Annotated in this window: 17 protein-coding genes; 12 read left to right on the top strand and 5 right to left on the bottom strand. The window is 35.0% G+C overall.

The window, feature by feature from the left end; all coding sequences use genetic code 11:
• Positions 1-4 precede the first annotated feature (4 nt).
• From ACU1LP_RS00580 to ACU1LP_RS00565, 4 genes are all read right to left on the bottom strand, one after another.
• Positions 5-1,444, bottom strand: coding sequence for an aminoacyl-histidine dipeptidase (locus ACU1LP_RS00580; protein ID WP_445735251.1), 1,440 nt, complete (start codon positions 1,442-1,444; stop codon positions 5-7).
• A 10-nt stretch (positions 1,445-1,454) separates the two neighbouring features.
• Positions 1,455-2,723: a cytosine permease gene (locus ACU1LP_RS00575; protein WP_445735250.1), complete on the bottom strand. Its 1,269-nt coding sequence runs from the start codon at positions 2,721-2,723 to the stop codon at positions 1,455-1,457.
• Between the two features lie 7 nt (positions 2,724-2,730).
• Entirely contained in the window at positions 2,731-3,777 is a 1,047-nt protein-coding gene (locus tag ACU1LP_RS00570) for a hypothetical protein (protein WP_445735249.1), read from the bottom strand.
• A gap of 79 nt (positions 3,778-3,856) precedes the next feature.
• Positions 3,857-6,217 carry a TonB-dependent receptor gene (locus ACU1LP_RS00565; protein WP_445735248.1) on the bottom strand — a complete coding sequence of 787 codons (2,361 nt, stop codon included), beginning with the start codon at positions 6,215-6,217 and terminating at the stop codon, positions 3,857-3,859.
• Positions 6,218-6,327: 110 nt separating this feature from the next.
• On the opposite strand from ACU1LP_RS00565, the gene ACU1LP_RS00560 reads away from it, so the two are divergent.
• Both ACU1LP_RS00560 and ACU1LP_RS00555 read left to right on the top strand, forming a co-directional pair.
• Entirely contained in the window at positions 6,328-7,554 is a 1,227-nt protein-coding gene (locus ACU1LP_RS00560; protein WP_445733484.1) for a hypothetical protein, read from the top strand.
• 568 nt (positions 7,555-8,122) lie between these two features.
• The gene (locus ACU1LP_RS00555) at positions 8,123-8,665 is read left to right on the top strand and encodes a BfmA/BtgA family mobilization protein (RefSeq protein WP_445733485.1); all 543 of its coding nucleotides are present in this window, start codon (positions 8,123-8,125) and stop codon (positions 8,663-8,665) included.
• A 130-nt stretch (positions 8,666-8,795) separates the two neighbouring features.
• Here ACU1LP_RS00555 and ACU1LP_RS00550 read toward each other — a convergent pair whose 3' ends face one another.
• Positions 8,796-10,052 carry a site-specific integrase gene (locus tag ACU1LP_RS00550; RefSeq protein WP_445733486.1) on the bottom strand — a complete coding sequence of 419 codons (1,257 nt, stop codon included), beginning with the start codon at positions 10,050-10,052 and terminating at the stop codon, positions 8,796-8,798.
• 748 nt (positions 10,053-10,800) lie between these two features.
• Here ACU1LP_RS00550 and ACU1LP_RS00545 point away from each other — a divergent pair.
• From ACU1LP_RS00545 to ACU1LP_RS00500, 10 genes are all read left to right on the top strand, one after another.
• Positions 10,801-11,208 carry a hypothetical protein gene (locus ACU1LP_RS00545; RefSeq protein WP_445733487.1) on the top strand — a complete coding sequence of 136 codons (408 nt, stop codon included), beginning with the start codon at positions 10,801-10,803 and terminating at the stop codon, positions 11,206-11,208.
• 93 nt (positions 11,209-11,301) lie between these two features.
• Positions 11,302-12,138: a DUF932 domain-containing protein gene (locus ACU1LP_RS00540; RefSeq protein WP_445733488.1), complete on the top strand. Its 837-nt coding sequence runs from the start codon at positions 11,302-11,304 to the stop codon at positions 12,136-12,138.
• Between the two features lie 115 nt (positions 12,139-12,253).
• Positions 12,254-12,691, top strand: coding sequence for a hypothetical protein (locus tag ACU1LP_RS00535; RefSeq protein ID WP_445733489.1), 438 nt, complete (start codon positions 12,254-12,256; stop codon positions 12,689-12,691).
• A 209-nt stretch (positions 12,692-12,900) separates the two neighbouring features.
• Entirely contained in the window at positions 12,901-17,301 is a 4,401-nt protein-coding gene (locus ACU1LP_RS00530; protein ID WP_445733490.1) for a CusA/CzcA family heavy metal efflux RND transporter, read from the top strand.
• A 41-nt stretch (positions 17,302-17,342) separates the two neighbouring features.
• Positions 17,343-18,542, top strand: coding sequence for an efflux RND transporter periplasmic adaptor subunit (locus ACU1LP_RS00525; protein WP_445733491.1), 1,200 nt, complete (start codon positions 17,343-17,345; stop codon positions 18,540-18,542).
• 33 nt (positions 18,543-18,575) lie between these two features.
• Positions 18,576-18,791 carry a hypothetical protein gene (locus ACU1LP_RS00520; protein ID WP_445733492.1) on the top strand — a complete coding sequence of 72 codons (216 nt, stop codon included), beginning with the start codon at positions 18,576-18,578 and terminating at the stop codon, positions 18,789-18,791.
• A gap of 53 nt (positions 18,792-18,844) precedes the next feature.
• Positions 18,845-19,534, top strand: a complete 690-nt coding sequence (locus ACU1LP_RS00515) for a HupE/UreJ family protein (protein WP_445733493.1) — start codon at positions 18,845-18,847, stop codon at positions 19,532-19,534.
• A 20-nt stretch (positions 19,535-19,554) separates the two neighbouring features.
• Positions 19,555-20,178 (top strand): hypothetical protein, encoded by a 624-nt coding sequence (locus tag ACU1LP_RS00510; protein WP_445733494.1) that lies wholly within the window; start codon positions 19,555-19,557, stop codon positions 20,176-20,178.
• Between the two features lie 106 nt (positions 20,179-20,284).
• Positions 20,285-21,517 carry an MFS transporter gene (locus ACU1LP_RS00505; protein ID WP_445733495.1) on the top strand — a complete coding sequence of 411 codons (1,233 nt, stop codon included), beginning with the start codon at positions 20,285-20,287 and terminating at the stop codon, positions 21,515-21,517.
• A gap of 4 nt (positions 21,518-21,521) precedes the next feature.
• The gene (locus ACU1LP_RS00500; protein WP_445733496.1) at positions 21,522-21,770 is read left to right on the top strand and encodes a (2Fe-2S) ferredoxin domain-containing protein; all 249 of its coding nucleotides are present in this window, start codon (positions 21,522-21,524) and stop codon (positions 21,768-21,770) included.
• Positions 21,771-22,202 lie beyond the last annotated feature (432 nt).

Here is a 22,202-nt window from a genome sequence, read left to right as displayed (position 1 = left end):
TGGACTATAGTGCTTTTAAAAGTGCCGTCAAAAACTTCCAAAATTTCTGTGTAGAACTTATTTGTAAACGTTCTTCTGGCGAATGTGCTCCTAATATGTTTGGTCCAAATGAAATCATTTCCATACTTGGATATATTTCTGAAATTATGCCACATTCTAATCCTGCATGAATTGATTTTATAGCTGGTGCAACCCCATTAATATCTTGATAACACTTTGTTGCCATGCGTAATAAATTGCTATTAGGATTTGGCTCCCAACCTGGATAAGGTCCGATTTCTTTGGTTTCTCCGATTGGAAAGCTTTCTCTTATTTTCTGAACCACCACATCGCGTTCAGCATCAACAGAACTTCGGGTGTGACAAGCAATACTGAAACCACCATCTTGCACCTTTATTTTAGCAATACTGTTAGATGTTTGTACTAAATCGTCCATACCTGCAGTCATTGAAAAAACACCATTTGGCATGGTATGTATGCTTTTTAAAAGTTGACTTAAAAAATTATTTTCTACAACAGGAAATGCCCCTTCAATAGGCTTAAATGTGATGTCTAGATTTTTATCGGTTGTTTGATATTTGTTCTTAATACTAGATAGAACAGCTTCGCTTTGTATTTCAAATTTAGTAACTTCCGCTTTGTTAATTGCAATGGTACAGGTCAGATCTCTTGGAATAACATTGGTTAATGTACCTGCAGAAATCGTACTTATTTTAAGGTCAATGTCTTTTTTTATTTCTAGGATATACTTAGAAAAAACACTAATAGCATTGGCATGATTCAAATGAATATCTACACCTGAATGGCCTCCTGCTAAACCTGTAACACTAATGTCGTAAAATTGAAAATCGCTATCTAAAGTTTCTAGATGGTAGGTGCCATTAATTTCGACATCTACTCCACCTGCACAACCAATAGTAATTTCGTCATCTTCTTCAGAATCTAAATTTAAAAGAATTTTGCCTTTTAATTGCTCTTTGGTTAGTGCCATGGCGCCTGTCATCCCCATTTCTTCATCAATGGTAAATAAAGCTTCTATTGGTGGATGCTCGATATCATTTGAAGAAAGCACAGCCATAATTGCTGCAACACCAATACCATTATCAGCACCCAAAGTAGTTTCTTTTGCTTTCACCCAATCGTCATCAATATACATGGCAATACCTTGAGTTTCAAAATTAAAATTAGAAGTCACTGTTTTTTGATGTACCATATCTAAATGCCCTTGTAAAACAATAGCACCACCATTTTCTTTTCCTGAAGTTCCAGGTTTTTTTATGATAACATTTCCAATAGAATCAACGCTTGTTTCAAGGTTTAAAGATTTACCGAAAGAAATTATATAATTTATGATTTGTTCCTCTTTGGTGGATGCTCTTGGAATTGCATTTATGGCTTCAAAGTGTTTCCAAATGTTAATGGGTTCTAAGGCACTAATATTCATATCGAACAATTTATTTAATGATTTTTTTTAGAACTAAGTACGCTATAAACGCTACGATAAAGGAATCAAAAAAGGAAATAGATGTTAAGCTGATATAATTGAAATAAGCTAGGTACGCCACTGTACAACTTAATATCCAACTAACAATGGCAGCAATACCAAAAGCAGGAAGTTTATCAAAATCATTTAAGTCATATTTTTGCTTCTTTATAAAGAAGAAATCTGCTATAAAAATTGCCGATATAGGAGGTATTAACACACTTAGAACACTTAGCAGTTCTATAAAATGAGTTGCAATTCCTATGACCGCAACTAATGTACCAATGGCACTTGCTATAATACCTAGTTTCGCCATTTTTTGTTTCCTAAAAATGGTTGAAAGCGTCAATTGTGTTGAATATAGATTAGATGTGTTTGTAGTCCATGTAGCAAAAACTAAGATAATAAACGCCGGAATAGTTAGACTTAAACTAATCATTATTTTCATAATGTCTATTTCTCCTGTGATTAAACTAGGAATTGCACCTGCTAATAGTATAATGGGAAAACCTATAACTAATGCTAAAACTGAAATTAAGCTATCTTTGTCTTTACGAGCGAATCTAGAAAAATCAGGCATTAAGACAGGTGTTAAAATAGTTAATCCTACAATTGCAGAAATGGCTTCGATAATAGTCATGCTATCATTTCCTTTAATGCCAAAAAGACTTTCTACACTCTGCGAACCAATAGTAATATACAACACATAAACCAAGAATATTATCATTAGTGGCACTGCAAGAGTAGAGAAACGTTCCACTATTTTAAAACCAAAAATTGCTGTTAAGGTCATTAAAATACTACCTACTATAATACTAACAGCAATGGGCACATTGACGTCCAATAAATGTTTAAAAGCATCGGTTAATGCTTCACCAAATATTTCAACAGTTACAGCATACCATCCTAAAAGTGTGACGCCTATTAGGAAGTTAATAAACAGCGTTCCTTTTCTGCCAAAGGAAAAATGTAATAGCATATAGGTTGATAACCGCGTTCTATTTCCAATAATAGCAGTTATGGCGCATAGTACGCCTAAAACTAGATTTACAAGAATAAATACCCATAGCGATTTAGATAAGCCTATGGCTTGTGCAACTTCTCCTCCAACATAAAATGTAGGAAGCGTTACACCAATACCAACGATAATAGATGCGATATTTATTCCGTGTACCGTTTTGTTCTCAGGTACTCTTGTACGGGTATAATCATCTGTTTCTTGTTTGTTATCTAAGGCCATTTATTTTTTAATTCCCAATTAGCTTGTAAGCTAATGATTTCAGCTCTGGATGACAAACATTTCCATCATCTACTATTTGAATATCATCTAAAAAGATACTAACCTTACTAACTACGCCATCAAAATGTGATTTAGCTACTTGACCTAAAGGAGGCATATCCATAGGACTTGTATGTCCGAAACCAAAATCTACCCCTCCCCAAATACGTTCATCCTCAACAACTTCGCCACACATATTTCTAACATTGGGATTAAACCCAAACATATTATGAGATATTTTATACATATTTAGATCATCAAAAGATGCTAAATACCTTTTAAAATTTTCTGCTTCACCTCCACCCTTTACGTCATTAATCCTACCATCTTTCATTATAAATTCAACATGGTTACTCGTACCATATACATTGGCATTCATTAATAAATCAAAAACTATAGTGCCTTTCATAGTTCCTGTTTTAGGAACAATATTTACATAACCAGGGGCTGTACCAAATTTTGGTTTTGAATAATCGCCACTATCTATGTCAAAAGCATAATTCAAATCTGTTTCATAAGAGACATTAGTACCATTTGTGCTGGTAATTTTAATGACTTTAGATTTCATGGTCATCTCTTTTACTTTTACTAGGAATTGCTCAAGATTACTAATATCGAAGCCAACAAAAGTTCTCATTAAAGATTGAATTGAGCTATCTGCAATAATCAAATACCTTAATTTTTTGTTTTTCGCCATAGCGGTTTCCCAAATATGAGAATATAAGATGATCGTAGATTGTAATTCTATCCAAACATCTACTTTACAAAGTGCTGCTGTTAGTGCTTTTGCTGGCCATTCGTTAATTCCTGCTTGTCCATCTTGTGACGCTTTTGGTGTCCAAAGGATAAGTGGTAAACCTCCAACAGCATGAGCTGCAGCTGCCAAAGCATCGGCAAAATCTCTATCAGAACCAGTATCACCTGTTATTGCAACAGTTTCACCAGGTTTAACCTTAAACATATCTTCTATCATTACTTTAGCGACTTTTGCGCGCTCTAAAAAATAATCTGCCATTATATATTGTTTTAAAAAAAGGAGAACTTAAAGCATTCTCCTTTTTATTAATTAAATTAAAAAATTGCTATTAATCAATTTAAAATGATAGTGAAACCGTTGCTCCGTAAGTCGCAGGTCTTCCTCTCCATCCAAGATCGTCAAAAGCTCCAAATAAAGACCCAGGAACATACTCTGTATAATATTGCTGATCTAAGATATTCATACCCCAAAGTGTAATCTTAACTTTATTAAATGATACGCTAGCACGTGCATCTAATAATTGGTATGCATCTGAAGTAAAGGCAGCATCGTTGCTTTCGTCCCAATACGTTTTCCCTGTATTGTTTAGATTTAAACTCAAATCCATAGTCGCTTTTTCACTAATAGCAAAGCTAGATTCTAAACCTATATTAAAGTTATCTTGAGGAATAAATGGCGTTTTCTTTCCATTAAAAGAATTTAAATCTGTTGTTGTACCGTTTGCACCTCCTGTTGTACCACCTTTTGTGATTTCAGAATCAACAAAACCATAATTTGCTAATAAATCTAAGTATTTTGAAAGTCTAACTTTCGCATCCAATTCAAAACCAATAATTCTACTTTTTTCATAATTATAGTTACCTGCATAGAATGTGTTTAAATCGAAAACATATTGTTGTTGATTGCTAAAATCTGTATAGAATGCAGATCCATTTAATATAAATCTATTATTCCACCAAGAAGATTTAAAACCTAATTCGTAATTATCTGTAAGTTCATCTTTAAAATCTCTATTAAACTTATCTGTAACTGCTGGGTTATAACCACCTGTTCTATAGCCTCTACCATAGTTGGCATAAATTAAAGCACTTTCGGTTGCTTGATATGATAAGGATGCTTTAGGTTGAAAAACACCATTAGTTCTTTCTGAAGTTACTCCAAACAAATTATCTAATTGTTTAAAAGTATCATTATCATACCTAAAACCTACAGATGCCGTAAGTTTCTCTGATAATTTATAATCTGCAAAACCGAAGAAAGCGTAAGTTGTAGTTGTATTAACTACATCGGCAGCAATACCATAAAATAATTGATTTAAATCGAAATCACGACTTAATCCATCTTGGAAAAAAGGCTTTTCTATATCTTGATAGAATCCACCTGCACTCCAGTTTAATTTAGAACCTGAATTTATATTGTTAAACCTCAATTCTTGATTAAATGTCTTTGTTTCGGCAGTTTCACCTTGCGTAAAGTCATTAAAAGGTGTGAAATCTAAATCTCCGGATAAGGATCTATCTACTTTATTGTATGACGTAATAGATTGAATTTTCACTTTATTAAGTGTGTATTCCATGTTAAAGCTACCAAAGTAATTATTCAGATCAGATTTCCCAGATTTATCAAGAGATATAATATTGTTACCACTGCTTGGATTTGGGTTTAGTGGGCCACCAGGAAAACCAGCTACAAATACATTTCCTGTTGGATTAACAGAATATCTCGCAGCACCTGCGCTTACGTCCATTGTTTGAAATGTACCAGTTACTTTGAAATTTGGAGCTAATCGTGCAATTATTTGCGCCCTAAGGTTAAAATTTGTCTCATAATCTACTTTTTCGTCTAAATACTCATTAGTTAATAATCCACCAAAGTCTTGAACTTGTGTAGAAAATCTATAGAAGACCTTATCGTCTACAATAGCACCAGTCGAAACGAATTGTCCTAAAATTGAATTTCCGTTTCCAATACCCATCGTTATGTTATGTTTACTACTATTTGTAGGTTCCTTAGAATAGATATTTATTGCACCACCTATTGCATTTTTTCCATATAGAGCACCTTGAGGTCCTTTTACAATTTCAATTAATGCTAAATCGAACAATTCTTGGTTTAATAAACTAGGATCTGGTATAGTTACACCATCTATAACAAAAGCAACAGGTGCATCTGCGTTTCTAATTTGTGGAATTCCACGTACTGTTAAAAAATTAATACCTGCTGATTGAGAAGAATTCAATTTTAGGTTTGGTACTAGTTTAGCAAAGTTAGTCACGTTATTTATACCTGCTTTTTCAATGCCTTCCGAATTTAAAGCAGTTACCGATTCTGGTATAGATTGTATAGACTCTGTACGCTTTCTAGCTTTTCCCACAACACCTGCAAACCCTTGTACAACAACTGCATCTAAAGCCTGAGTATCTTCAATTAATTTTACATTTATAGTTGTTTTTTTATCAGCAATGATTTCTTGAGACGTAAAGCCAATATATGAAAAGACCAAAACTGCAGTATTTGATGATACAGAAATCTCATAATTTCCATTAAAATCGGTAGTTGTACCATTTCTAGTACCTTTTTCAATAATGTTAACACCTGGAATAGCGTTGTTATTGTCCGATACATTTCCAGAGACAAGTACGCTCTGACTCCAACCAAAAACAGGAAGGAAAACAAGTAAGAATAAAATTCGTTTCATTTTGATATAGTTTTAGTTATAGTTTAAAATTAGTTTAATAAATATTTATTCATATTAATTTTAATAATTATAAATATTTTTAATAAGTTTATAATTAAAATAGGAATATTATGAAAAAAACTGAAGAATTTGCTTTATCTATTACTTCAGAGTTCTTCAAACTTTTAATTGAAGAAATTAATGAAACCTTTAAAACCAAGCATGCATTAGTCCAGCTTCCAAAAAATTATCAATTATATGGCTATGGTGATTTCGATGAGTCTAAACCGTCCTTAAAGTCAGATTTCGAAGTTATAGGTACAGAATTTATAAATGGTAAGTATTTATATGATAAAACCAGACAAGCCTATAAAGGAAGGCCAGTAATTAGACTAAGTAAGTACTACAAATCTATAATATTACTGTATTTAGGTTATGCCGATTTTAAGACGTTTATAAATGAAAATTCTCTTGGAAAAGATGAAACTCGCGAACAACTTGCTTTACTCTATGATGAAAAACGCAACAGCATATTTTATTATATAAGTTACTATTATGGTGAAGACAATAAGTTGAATAAAGGACAAACTATAATCTCAGAAGACTTTAAAAAAGTAACACATGCTTATGTATATCCGGAAGATGATGGTAGTTTTAAAACACATCATAGTTTTGGTACTATTGTTAGAAGAGAAGACACCTTGCATATAAAAACGAAGACACTTCTTGATGGTAAATTAGTAGAAGGAGGCAGTGAAATATATTATATTGGTCATAATGATCCTTCAAACACAAAATTTCTAATTGGCACGTATTGTACATTCGATATTTATACGCAAACTGTAGCGGGTAAAAGTATTTTTGAAAAGTGTGAATCGCGAGAGGAAATGGAAGCCAAATCAAAAGATAAAATTATACCTGCTTATATAGCGCAAGAGTTAAGAAAAAGTAGAATTATTAACCCAAGCATTGTTCCTAAAGATATCATGGAACTCTCTAATAAGAGCCCTTACGCCTCTATTTATAATTTAATTCCTGGTAATTATGTATTGAAATTCGAATTAAATGATTCAACCATGGAAACACTAAAATTTAAGATTTCAGGAAATGATTTCACAATAAAATCACACACGCCTAATGTATATTTTGAGAATGAAAACTTTCAGCTAAATAATAAAGGATCCATTGTGCATTTTAGCTTTAAGTTAGTCGGAATAATTGCCTTAGACTGTGTTGATATCTACTTTAAAACCTATTTTTTGAAAGAAAAAAACGAAAGTGAAGCTGGAGTCTTTTCAGGTGTTGATAATGAAAATAGACTTGTAAATGGCCATGTTTTTATTGAATTTAGTAAGTGAGTTATTTTCCATTCCACACACATTTTACCTCCACTATACTGCCCTTTAGTAAAAAGAGTGTTTTATTAACTGAGTAAAAAAACTTTATAGATTAAATTATTAAAGAAACAATAATTAAACTTTCGCCTTTAGACAAAGTTCAAGTTACAGAACTCGATACATTATAATACAAATGAATATATTTTATTATTTATGTTAACTTTTTTGAACGTTCATTTTTCGTGAACAATTCAGATAAATAACCAACCTCTTTGTAATGAAACAGCTTGAAAAAGGAAAAAATGCAATTCACTTATACTGTTGGGTTATAATTAAAAAGGGGATTACGTAGTAATAAGTTACTAACGAATTAAATGTCCAGCCTCTGAATCCATCCCTTTAAAAACGGTTACATGAAACTAAGGGGGGAATAGCAAGAGGGTAACACGCTGCGCGATGTTACTGATTTGTACTTTGTTGATTTTCAATTGATTAAATCTATTAAAAATTTTGTTGTTTTTCAAATTTGCGCTAAATTTGATTTTACCCCCAGTAAATTCAACCTTTCATTGTAACAATTCAATAAATTATGGATGATTTTAATACCATTCGGTTAAAGAAAAAAACCATTGATAAATTTAAGAAATATTCTAAAAAAACAAGCCCTAACTATTCCGAAACTCTGGATTATATGATTGCTTTTTTTGAGGACAACAATGTATCTCCTTATGATACTTTAAGGGTGAATTTTTCATCTTATTCCAATATTCTAAACAAGCGTATGGATGCCATCGTCTCTATTTTAAGAAATGTTGAAGAAACTCAATTGAAACCCACAAAGAAACTTTTGGAATCCCTGTTTGAGGAAATGGAAACTATTCAAAATCCAAGTGTAGCAGAAAATGAATTTGGAGAACCAAAAATTATAACTGAAAATGAGGAACTAGCGTACTATCGTGATGCCGATTTAAAAAACAATGCGAAATTGACTCAAATTAGGTACAGACTTGGCGATATACTTAAAAATATGAGGTTAGTCAAAAACACTTTTGGTACCAATCATTATTCTTTAAAATTGACTGTTGAACAATACAACACCATAAAAGAAAAATTAGAAGAAGATGCGCTTTGACCTACCGCGCTCGCTTGGGGCGAGCTTGCTTCATTTTTAAAGCCATGGATTCCCCGCGCACACTTCTGAACTGTTACAAAAACCATTTTTAAATACCCAGCTTCTGAATCCATCCCTTTAAAAACGGTTTTCAGCCCTCTAAAACTTCCATTGCTTTTTTCTTTTTTGTTTCAAACCTTATGAGAAGGTTTTGTATATCCTCGCTTATCTTGGCCTCCACTACCCGTGCATAGAGCTGAGTAGTAGATAGTTTGGAATGTCCCAGCAGTTTGGACACTGTTTCGATGGGAACGCCGTTGGATAGCATCACCGTAGTGGCAAAAGTATGTCTGGCAACGTGAAAAGTAACGTTCTTGTGTATGCCACAATCTTTGGCAATTTCCTTTAAGTAACTGTTTGCCTTTTGGTTTGAGAAAAGGGGCAACAGTGGCCTGTTTTCTTTCTTTTCACTGACATCCCTATACTTATCGATAATGGCCATGGCTTGGGGCAGGATGGGTATCTTTACCCTTTCGCTCGTTTTTTCCCGTATAGTGAATATCCAATGGGTTGCGTCTATTCCTATGGTAATTTGGTTTAATGTCAGTTCCTTGACGTCGATATAGGACAATCCTGTATAGCAAGAGAATATGAAACAGTCTTTTATTCGCTCCAACCTGTCATTATTGTAATAAGTGTTTTCAATTTGCTCCAGTTCCCTATCTGTTAGGTATGCCCTATCATATTTGTCAAACTTCAATTGAAACTGGTTGAATGGGTTCTTGGGCATCCATTCCAGTTTTACCGCTAGGTTTATCATTTTCTTAAAACGCTCTAAATGTTTCATAACGCCATTATTGCTAAGCATGAGCTTCTTTTTTGTGTTTTTGTAGTGTCTCAAATACTGTTCAAAATCTATGATAAAACGATAGTTCAATTGTTTTAAATAGATGTCGTTTGTTTTTAGTTTTTGGTTCAGGAATTTATCCAAGTATTTTTCTGTGGTAGCATAGTTTTTCATCGTACCAGGCTTCAAAACGGTAACCATATTAGTGTTATGGTAAGCAATTAATTCTTTTAAAGTCTTATGGTTATCGTCCTCGCCCAAGTACCTTGCTTTTATGGCATTGGCTCTAATGATCTTGGATTCTTCCAACAGTTGTTTGTGGCAATCCAATAATTGGCTATAAACTTGATCTAGATAGGCGTTCAAAACTCTTATTTTATAAGTGCTTCCACGTCCTCTGTTTTTTGAACTGTCCCATTCTTTAAATAAGATGGTTCTTTTTAGGCTCATTTCTGAACGTTGTCCAGAAACTGTAATACGAACATAGATGGATAACTCGTTCGCAGTACTTCTTGATTTTCTTGTGAAGAAAATAATTGAAAAGGTGCTGTTTGTCTGCATTTTTAACGGCTTTAGTTTGACATTTTTTTGTAAAAACGAAAGTCAAATTGCTTTTAAATGCTCTTTAAATTTACGACAATTTTAGTGAGAAAGTGCACACCTGATTGCACACCTTTTTGTTGGGTTTAATTGCTTTCATTTGGCATCAAATAAAATGCCTGAAAACAAAAAACACTGATAATCATACGATTAACAGTGTTTTGATACTTCCTATTACTAGGTTCGTCGGGGTGGCAGGATTATACCCTTTCCCCATAATATTATATATATCAATCAGTTACAGATTCCGAAACACAACTGTTAGCCGATTTGTTGACGATATTATAAATGAACTTAAAGTAAAATGCTTTACTTTCTGATGGTGCAAATATATAATTTGTATTATTTCAAACCAACATAAAAAGTCATTTATTTTATGACATTTAGTAGTTCTTAAAATTCCGTTTATTAAACCTTATCATTCATACAGAATATCTGTCAGTTTCGCAGTCAGAATATCCATAAAATGAATTAATTAACTATTTAATTATGGGTCTATTACGTGATTACTTCTATAGAAAAATTTGAGGTAGAGAGTATTCATACAATATTACCGAAATATAAACGTCGCAAAATATTTTTCGGAAAAGGGACGGCATAAAGCCAACGCTTCTTCCCTCGCTTATTTATTCCGTTTCCTTTCCACTCTAAAATTTTGTCTTCCGTTTGGGTTTTGCTCAAATATTGTTTAATCTAAAATCATTTAATTATGGAAACAAAAGTAAAATCAAACGGAACAGCAAAAAAAGTAAATGCAACCGTTAAAAAGGAAGTTCAAAAGAAGTTGACCGAGGAAGCTATCGGAAAAACTGTTACACCAGAAAAGCCTGTGGTAGCCAAAAAACCAGAGATTAATTTGGATGACAGAATTCAAAAGTTTGAAAAATTGAGAGGTTTGGCCAATCAACGTGAACGGTTGACGGAAACATTGAACGAGCTTACAAAGTTTAATTACAATCAGGATGATTCAAGTTCCTTTCATATTAGGGACTCACGTAATCTGGAATTCAAGACGACCAATACGAATTTAATAAAGTTGGTCACTACCCATTTACAGTCCACTTTGGAACAACGTAAATCAGAGATTGAAGAACAGATTGTACAATTTGAACTTTAAGAAGAGAATGTCTTCAAATGTAAAAGCCTGCTTGCAAGAGTAGGCTTTCTTTTTTTAATCATCTGTCATCAGACAGGTCTAAAATCAAATATTATGTATTTAAATCGTTTACAACAAGATGAAATTTTCGTTTCAAATGAAATGAAATCGTTAAAAAGCATTACTGGTATGGAATCTCGAAGAGGGCTTGAAAATGCCATTATTTCCAATGGAAAGATTGTGAATGTGGTCTCGAACAGTTATGGCCATATTCCAAATGAACTGTTCTTCAAAAAAGCCGAACAGCTATTGCTGGATGCCAATCTGAAATATCATAAACGCACGATTAATAGAAATGATAGGTCTTTCATTACAGATTTTATAATCGAGGATGACAACCAGTTTTCATTAAAAAATGGACAGGACAAAATATTGCCGATGTTGCGTTTCAAGAATTCCTATGACGGAAGAGAAAAAACTTCCGGACATTTTGGTTTTTATAGAGAAATTTGTACCAATGGTTTGCACGTTGCCCAATCAGAAATAGCATTTTCGATAAAGCACAGCAAGAACAATACGGATTTAATAATGCCAAAATTGAATTTGTTGTTTGATAAATTTCTGAACAATGAATATTATGAAATCACAAGAAAATTCAGAGAAATGGAAGAAATTGAACTTATCGACACCAAAGCATTCGTAAAGGAAATATTGGAAAAAACGAAACTGTTCCGCTATGAATGTAGCGACAAAAACGATAATCCTTCAAAAAAATCCAGAGAATTATTGGATATGATAGCCGAAGAAGGACACGATTACCATACAACGCCCACATTATGGGATGGATATAATGCCTTTAATTGGATGCTTCACAATACTCTAAAAAAGACCTTTTCACAACAGGAAAAATTGGATAAGATATTGTTTGATGAAATATATGCAATGGTTTAAAGAAACATTATAAAAAGGTTCATCCAGTACCTTAAACTGGATTTTTACCTTTTCTAAAAGAGATTGAAGTATTCTAAATTTTCACAAATAAGAAATAATGTTATCTTTGTACCTAATGCAAAAACCAAATAAAATAGCGGCATTTTTCTTTTTAGGCTTGTTTAGCCTAATGATGCTGCATCAGGTTTTTCCGCATTTGCACCATCAACACGAGGACGCTCATTCCCATTTTAATATTGCCCATACTGGCGAGGATAGTCATCACGATGATAGTTCCCAAGAGAAAGAAGATTCCCCTTACGGGTTTTTTGGGTTCGTTATGGATATGCATACCCATTCCACGGTGTCCAGCGATATAGTCTTACTTGAAAGGAATACAATCGAGAAACAGACCATTGTTGACAAGGATGTTACAAAGAGTCCTGTTGAAATTAAAGGAATTTTTTCAGTTGAATATAGGCAAAATAGTAAACCGCCTGTCTATCATCCACCCAATAATTATTTCAATTCTTATCTCTCATCCCTCGACTCACGAGGCCCACCTACCTGTTAACCCCTCTTTAGTTTAATAAAATTAGACAGATACATTAATAGTGTCTGCAAATTTATTATGCTTCGGTAATATATGCTTCGCTGTTATTACCATTTTACCATATTTATTTTTTAAGATTTAATCATTGGTTTTGTATAACTCAAATCCATAGATAACTTGTATGGTATTTTCATTTTTATTATTTACAACTTAAAAATATTTTAAACATAATGTTAGACAAAATCATTGCATTTTCGATAAACAATAAACTTGTTATCGGATTATTTACGCTGGCTCTAATTGGATGGGGCGTTTATTCGCTGACGAAGCTTCCCATTGATGCAGTTCCAGACATCACAGACAATCAAGTTATGGTTATTACCATATCACCCACTTTAGCGGCACAAGAAGTAGAACAATTAGTCACGTTTCCCGTAGAACAAACTATGGTTAGTATTCCTGGTATTAAGGATATGCGTTCCTTTTCTCGTTTCGGACTTTCCATTGTAACTATTGTTTTTGAGGAAAGTGTAGATTTATATTGGGCAAGGCAACAAGTTCAAGAACGATTAACGCTGGCCGCCAAAGATATCCCTGAAGGCATCGGAAAACCAGAAATGGGACCCGTAACTACAGGGTTGGGTGAAATTTATCAATATGTAATTCATACCGAAAAAGGATATGAAGATAAATATGATGCCACCGAATTAAGAACTATACAGGATTGGATTATCAAAAGACAACTATTGGGAACACCTGGTGTTGCAGAAGTGAGTGGTTTTGGTGGTTTGGTCAAACAATATGAAATTGCCATAGACCCTGATAAACTTCAAAGTATGAATGTTACTATTGAAGATATTTTTACCGCTCTGGAAAAAAACAATCAAAACACGGGTGGCGCATATATAGATAAAGGTCCTAATGCCTATTTTATTCGGAGCGAAGGCCTTGTGAACAATTTACAAGAATTGGAGAAAATAGCTGTTAAAGTAAATAACGGCACACCGGTACTTGTAAGGGATGTTGCCAAAGTACAATTTGGTCACGGTGTGCGCTATGGAGCGGCTACGCGAAATGGAGAAGGCGAAGTTGTTACGGGAATTGTAATGATGCTAAAGGGAGCAAACTCTTCCGCAGTTATCAATGATGTAAAAGCTAAAATTGAACAGATTAAAGAAACTTTACCCGAAGGCGTAACTATTGAGCCTTATCTGGATAGGAAAGGTTTGGTGGACCGTGCAATAGGGACTGTAACAACTAATCTTACGGAGGGTGCGTTGATAGTAATTTTTGTACTAATCCTCTTTCTTGGGAATTTAAGAGGTGGTTTGATAGTGGCTTCGGTCATTCCGCTCTCAATGCTTTTTGCAATCGCGATGATGAACCTCTTTGGGGTTTCCGGAAACCTAATGAGTTTGGGTGCCATAGATTTTGGTCTTATCGTAGATGGGGCGGTGATTGTAGTTGAATCCGTAATGTTCGGGATTCATACCAGTAAAAAGAAGTATTCTGGAGTTGTTAAGCTATCGTCTGAACAAATGGATGCCGAGGTAAAATTTTCTGCTGGTAAAATGATGAATTCCGCTGCCTTTGGACAAATCATTATATTAATTGTTTACGTTCCTATTTTGGCTTTGAGCGGGGTTGCAGGAAAAATGTTCCATCCAATGGCACAAACGGTAATGTTCGCTATTCTTGGAGCATTAATTTTATCACTTACCTATGTTCCAATGATGTCTGCCCTTGCACTGGGTCGCAAGACGGAACATAAACGGAATTTTTCCGATAAAATGATGGATTTCTTTCAGCGTATGTACCAACCTATTTTAGAAGCTGCCTTGCGCGCAAAACTATTGGTACTTGGATTGGCAGGAGGATTATTTGTTATAACGCTGATAGTTTTTGCAAATATGGGTGGTGAGTTTATTCCGCAATTGGACGAAGGAGATTTTGCGGTTGAAACCCGAGTGCCTGTTGGAAGTTCCATCGACCAAATGATTGATGTTTCTCAAAAGGCGCAGACCATATTATTAAATGAATATCCAGATGAAGTAAAGCAAGTTGTAAATAAGATTGGTTCAGGGGAAATTCCCACAGACCCTATGCCCATTGAAGCTGGCGATATGATGGTTATTTTAAGTCCAAAATCCGAATGGAAAAAGGCTGGCGGAAGAGAAGAACTGGCAGCAGAGATGAAAGAATCCCTGTCTATAATCCCAAATGCTACTTTTAGTTTTCAACAACCCATACAAATGCGTTTCAACGAACTTTTGACAGGTGCAAAACAGGATGTTGTCATCAAAATTTATGGTGAAGACCTTAATCTTCTTTCAGATTTGGCTGGTAATGTGGGTAGCAAAATAAAATCGGTTGAGGGTGTTGAAGATTTGTATGTTGAAGAGGTGACCGGATTACCACAGATTAATATTCAAATGAACCGCGATAAGATTTCTCAATATGGAATGAACATCGAGGACATAAATAATGCTATTGAGACTGCCTTTGCGGGCACTTCGGCAGGACTTGTTTATGAAGGGGAACGTAGATTTGACCTTGTTGTGAGATTGGACAAAAATTACCGAACAGATATTACCGATGTACAGAATTTGTATGTCAGTACACCACAGGGAAATCAAATTCCATTAAGTCAGGTGGCGAACATTTCATTTGAACCGGGACCTGTACAAATTCAGCGTGACAATGCAAAGCGTCGAATTATTGTTGGCTTCAACGTGCGTGATAGGGACGTACAAAGTATTATTGAGGACATCAAGCAAATTATGAATTCGAAGGTTGATATGCCAGCTGGTTATTATGTAACCTATGGCGGGCAATTTCAAAACTTGCAAGAGGCTAATCAACGGTTAGTGATTGCTTTACCAATAGCTTTGTTGCTGATTTTAGTGTTGCTGTATTTTACTTTCGGTTCAATAAAGCAAAGTTTGCTCATTTTTACGGCAATCCCTTTATCAGCGATTGGCGGTGTCTTTGCACTAATTATAAGAGACCTACCTTTCAGTATTTCAGCCGGAATCGGATTTATTGCCCTATTTGGTGTGGCTGTTTTAAATGGAATCGTACTGGTAGCTGAATTCAACAGGCTTGATAAAGAAGGTGTAACCGATATTTATGAACGCGTCATTAAAGGAACTCGTGTGAGATTGAGACCTGTATTAATGACGGCAACCGTAGCTGCTTTAGGTTTTTTACCTATGGCCTTGTCAAATTCATCAGGTGCAGAGGTACAGCGACCATTGGCAACTGTGGTTATTGGTGGATTGATTACGGCGACCGCATTAACGCTAATCGTTCTTCCAGTCTTGTATATTTATTTTACTGATAGAAAGGCTAAATTCAATTTTAGAAGCAAGAAAATAGCTGCCACTTTAATCGTGATTGGCGGACTATTCTTTCCGGCAATGCAACTTCAAGCACAAGAAACAAGTATGGTTCAAGAACGTGAAATTACATTGCAGCAGGCTATTGAAATGGCACTTCAGAACAATAACCGTATTAAAATCGCTCAATATGAAATCGAGGTTGAAGAAAAAGGAAAATACGGTGCTATAACTATTCCCAGAACAGAATTTACATATTCAAGTGGCGAATTTAATACGCCTACGCTAAAGGATAACCTTTATGGAGTTACACAGCGGATTAATTTTCCAACAGTTTATACCAGTCAGTTTAAACTCGCAAAAGCAAGAGTTAGTAGCAGTGAACAACTAAAGGTTATAAAAGAAAACGACCTGATTGCGGATGTAAAAACAGCCTATTCCAGATATGTGTTTTTAATGCAGAATAAACAATTGTTGCAGCGTCAAGATAGTCTATATGGCAATCTCAACCGTTCAAGTTCGATGCGATATGAATCTGGCGAATCCACAAAATTGGAAAGTGTAACCTCGGCAACTCAAGCGATGCAAATAAAAAACAAGCTTCAACAAAACGAAGCTAATATGAGAATCGCCAAAAAGCAGCTTCAGGTAGTTTTGAACACAAATGATGAGATTACTATTACAGATAGTGAACTGGTTCGTCGTGAGATAGATTTAGATATTGAAAGCCAGTCTGTGGAGCAAAGCCCGTTTTACGTTTATTTAAAACAACAGTTGGAAGTAAGGAAAAGGGAGACTAATGTGGAGAGGAACAAGGTGTTACCGGATATTATGTTCGGTTATAATAGTCAATCCTTTGTGGGAGACCAATTTGTAGATGGGCAGGACATTCGATATAATCGTGGTGACCGGTTTTCATACTTTCAAGTAGGTGTTGCAATTCCCATTTTTCCTGGTGGACATAGAGCCAAAATTCAAACGGCCAAAATTGAAGAGGACATCGTCCTATCTCAAATTGAGTTAAATAAAACGCAACTGCAAGGGGAACTGCAAAATTTATTGCAAGAATATTACAAACTTCAAGGTACTTTAGATTACTATCAAAATGAAGCCCTGCCACAAGCGGAACTTATCATTGATAATTCGGAAAAGAGCTTTAAGAGCGGTGATGTTTCCTATACGCAATACTTGCAAAACCTCACTTTGGCGAACAGTATTCAAACAGAGTATCTAAACACACTATATCAATATAACCAGTCCATCATAGTAATCGAAGCCTTATTGGGCTTGTAAAAATCTTGTGATATCACATTAAAACATAAAAACATAAAAAGATGAAAATTAAATTCAATACAAAAATTTCGCTGCTCATTTTATCCACCCTATTGATGGTGGCTTGTGGCAATAAGGATTCCGAAAAAGTGGAAGGTTCCGAAAAATCTTCGATGAAAGAAGAACAACCAGTTGCAACTGGAACCAAACAAATCACTTTTACCAAAGACCAATACAATCTCGCCGGAATTGAAACTGGTGCGATTGAAATGAGAAATTTAAGTAACATCATAAAACTAAATGGAGTCATTGACGTAGAGCCTAAAAGTATGGCATCGGTATCTGCACCTTTAGGAGGTTATTTAAAAACTGCTGGGAGATTACCCGGTGAAGAAATTAAAAAGGGGCAAGTTTTGGCAACCATTGAGAACCCAGAATTTATCCAAATCCAACAAGGCTATTTGGAAAGTTTAAGCAGACTTCAATTTCTTGAAGAAGAATTTAACCGACAAAAGAAATTGAGAGAGGAGGACATCAATTCTGCAAAAACATTTCAACAGGTTTCTTCAGATTATAAAATAACACAGGGAAGAGTGAAGGCATACGAACAGCAGCTTGCGCTTGCGGGAATAAGTAGCAGTTCTGTCCAAAATGGAAATATAACACGAACCGCGAATCTTTATGCACCAATTTCAGGTTTTGTAAAAGCGAGTAAGGTAAATATTGGCGATTATGTGTCGCCACAGGATGTTCTATTTGAACTGGTAGATTTAAACGATGTTCATTTGGCATTGAATGCCTTTGAGAAAGATTTAGAAAAGTTAGAGATTGGCCAAACCGTTAAATTTTCGCTTTCTGATGACAATACCTTCAATCGTACTGCCAAGGTTTTCTTAATTGGAAAAGCGACTGGTAGTGACCGTATGACGCCAGTTTATTGCCACATAAACAAGGAGAACGAAAAAGGTCTTTTGCCAGGAATGTACGTAAAGGCTTGGGTAGAAAGCGGTACAAATAAACAAAATGCAATCTCTTCAGAAGCTATTGTTCAATATGAAGGAAAAGATTTCGTAGTCCTTCAAATCGAAGAAACGGAAGATGGCTATACATTCAAGTTAGAACAGGTTAAAAAAGGAATTGAGCAGGAAGGGTACACGGCTATAACATTTGCTGATGGTGCTACTGTTCAAAATTTTAAACCTGTAGTTAAAAACGCTTATTCCATCTTGTCCGCAATAAGAAATTCTGAAGAAGAAGAATAATTTAAAAATCAATAACAATAAAAATTAAACATTATGAAAAAAGTACTTTTTATCGCAACCATTAGCTTAACCCTATTAGCATCTTGTAGAGAAACCAATAAAAATAAGGACGTAGAAACCCAAAATACTGAAACAACTTTAAGCCCAGAAGAAATGAGGCAAAAGAAAGATAGTTTGAAAATAGTAAGAGAAGAAAATAGAAGATTGGACAGCATACAACAAGTTAAATCCCACGGGCACGCCCATTAATAATCAAAGTCCCATTGCACGGCTATGTACATTGGGACTTAAACAATTTTATTATGAAAATAAAAAAAATATATGCCTTTCTCATTCTTTTTCTATGTGGAGCATTAGGTTCAATAGCGTATGCTCACGGAGTAGATGAAGACACACAAACATTTCTGTTAGGAAATAGTGGTGTTGCATTTGGCCCTTTTCTTTATATAGGAGCAAAACATATGATTACAGGTTATGACCATCTGCTATTTTTGGTCGGTGTTATTTTCTTTTTATACAAACCGAAAGAAGTGCTTTTATATGTTAGCTTTTTTACCATTGGCCATAGTACAACGTTACTGTTAGGTGTTTTAGCCGACATCAATATTAATGCGTACTTGATTGATGCGATTATCGCGCTATCCATTGTATACAAAGGTTTTGATAATTTAGGAGGTTTTAAACGTTTCTTCGGAAAACAACCTAACACGAAAGCAGCAGTTTTGATATTCGGTCTGTTTCACGGTTTTGGTCTTGCCAGTAAACTGCAAGAATTTAAATTTGATAAAGAAGGCCTTTTTACGAACCTAATTGGTTTCAATATTGGAGTAGAAATAGGACAGTTTATTGCTTTAGCAGTTGTGTTAATCCTTATAACAATTTGGAGAAGGCAACCCAGTTTTATGAAATTTTCAACAATTACAAATACAGCACTTATGGCAGCTGGGTTTTTATTGCTCGGCTTCCAATTAACAGGCTATTTTACATCTTAAAAAAAATAATTATGTCAGAAATGAATCATCCAATATTGGAAAAAAGTAAAATTATAAAAGCAACCATCATAGCATTAATTGTTGGAGCACTTCTTTTGATTGTTGCAGTATTACCTGCGGAATATGGTATAGACCCAACAGGAGCAGGTAAACTTTTAGGATTTAGCAAACTCTATGTGCCTGAAAGCAATCAAACTGATGGTTTGGGAATGATGGTATCAACATCTGATCTACCACTAATCAAACTCGAAAAAGCTGGGTCAGGACCCGATGTCGCTCGACCCGTTGAGGCAGATTTTCCGGCACCCGAAGAACAATTAACAACTCGCGAGGATGAAACCAAAATAGTAGTTCCGGCAGGAAAAGGCATAGAATTTAAAATAAATATGCTCAAATACGGAACTATGAAATATGAATGGACAACTGCCAACAACGAAGTTCTTTATTTTGATTTTCACGGTGAGGTAAAACAAAAAGAGGAAGTAAAAGAGGTCTATTTTGAAAGTTATACGATTTCAAATTCCCATAATATGGTTGGCACTTTTTTAGCCCCTTATGAAGGAAAACACGGTTGGTTTTTTAGAAATAATAGCAGTGAAGATATAGTGGTCAATTTCAGGTTGAAAGGGCAGTATATCTTATAATTTTTTAAGTCCTGCGATGGGAGGTAAATTCTTATGCCCAATTAGAATAGCCTTTCATCTTGCAGGCGCAAATTATATTTTAAACTTAATTGATTTAAAAAAATAGATGAAACTGTCAAAACTATTAGAGCCATTCCAAGCTTTACGTAATCGTTTATTCGCGAAACTTTATTTGGCACAGACCATAAGTTTATTGGGCGATGCCTTTACGTGGGTTGGATTGGCTCTTTTGGCATATCAGTTCGGCGAAGAAAGAGCTGCGGTCATATTGGCAACAGCTCTTACTTTACGAGTAACTGCATTCATTATATTTTCGCCTTTTGCAGGCGTATTGGCAGATAGGATTAGCCGAAAGAAAATACTATACACCACACATTTTATAAGAATGGTCATAGTTGGCTGTTTGCCGTTTGTAACTGAAGAATGGCAAATTTATATCCTTATTTTTTTTATGAATGTTTTCAATGCATTTTTTAGTCCGACCTACCGGTCTATCATTCCGCAGATTGTAGATAAATCCATATACCGTCAAGCCATAGGTTTATCGGCAGCCACGTATCAGCTATTAGGTGTGTTGGGCCCCGGATTGGCAGGAATTTTAGCTATCTGGCTGGGTGCAAGGGAAATATTTTTTGTCGATGCTGCTACATTTGTTATCGCAGGTATTTTATTGTTAAGCCTTCCTAAAAGTAAGTTGGATGTTGTTCCAGACGAAATCGAGGGTAAGATAAAGCCAACCACTTGGCAAGATGTTTTAAAGGGTATTAGACTACTCTTTTCCAATCAATACGTGCGCTTTGCATTATTCATTGAATTCGTTTCTGCGGTTGCTGGCGCACTTATTTTGGTCAATACCATCGTACTGGTCAAAGGTGGATTGGAACTTACAGATAAAGATTATGGAATCATAATGGCAGCTTTCGCTATTGGCGCAATGGTAGCAGCATTTGTTTCTGGAGCAATTGATAAATCCAAATCAAGACGCATCTCTCTCATTATTGGAGCTCTGATTTTAGGGGTCGCTATAAGTTTTGCCAATTATCTCGATTTTTCAATGTTATTCATTGTATGGATTACTGCGGGACTTGGTCAAAGCCTTGCGGAAATTCCATCCGAAACACTTATCGGAGAAACAGTACCCATTGAAGAACAAGGTAAAGTGTATGGTTCTCATTTTGCGTTTTCACATCTCTGGTGGGCATTTGCGTATCCGTTGGCAGGATTTTTGGGAACGACATTCCCAAATCAAAGTTTTTTGTATGGTGGCATCATAACAATAGTATTATTGGTATTGGTGGTTGTTTTTTTGAGACCTAAAAATATTCACAATAAACAATAACATTATGGAAGAATCTAAAAATAGTAAGCCAGTAATTTATCGGTGTGACGGCGTAAATTGCCGAAAGAAAAAAGGAAAGCTTTTAGATTATTATATAAAGAAATACAAGTTAAAAAATAAAATTGAGGTTGACGATATGGACTGCAACAACAAGTGCGAACAAGCACCCGTTATGCACCTTCATCCAGAGAATATATGGTTTTCGGAGAAAGATTTAGGAACAATAGTTAAAAGGCATATTTTAAATAAATAATCGGTTTAAATTCTGGAGCAAAAACATCTTCTTACTCTGGTAGGGAGGTTTTTTTTATGCTATCAAATTCATAAACCCATTCAGCCCATTTCCCTGCATTTTGCGAAAAAGCTTCATTTCGGGAAAAGAGCTTCACTCAAAAAAGGTCTTGGACACAACTTCAAAGATTCCGATTTCCATTCCACTTGCCCACTCATTCCCGAGAAAATTCGGGAAGTGGTCAAACTCTATTCCAATCTACATCTTTAAAGTCAAGTCCGCTTTAAAACCCTACTTCAAAAGAATAATTCGTTTTATAAACCGTTCAGCACTTTACCGCTACATTTCGCGAAAAGCTACATTTCGGGCAAAGAGCTTCTCTCTAAAAAATCTTGGACCCAATCCCCGTTTTTGGCTTTCCATTCCGCTTCCCCTTCCCGCTTCGCTGGGAAG

It is taken from the genome of Mariniflexile sp. (assembly GCF_052728615.1).
The sequence above is the reverse complement of the archived record's forward strand: the minus strand, read 5'-3'. Positions and strand labels throughout refer to the sequence as shown.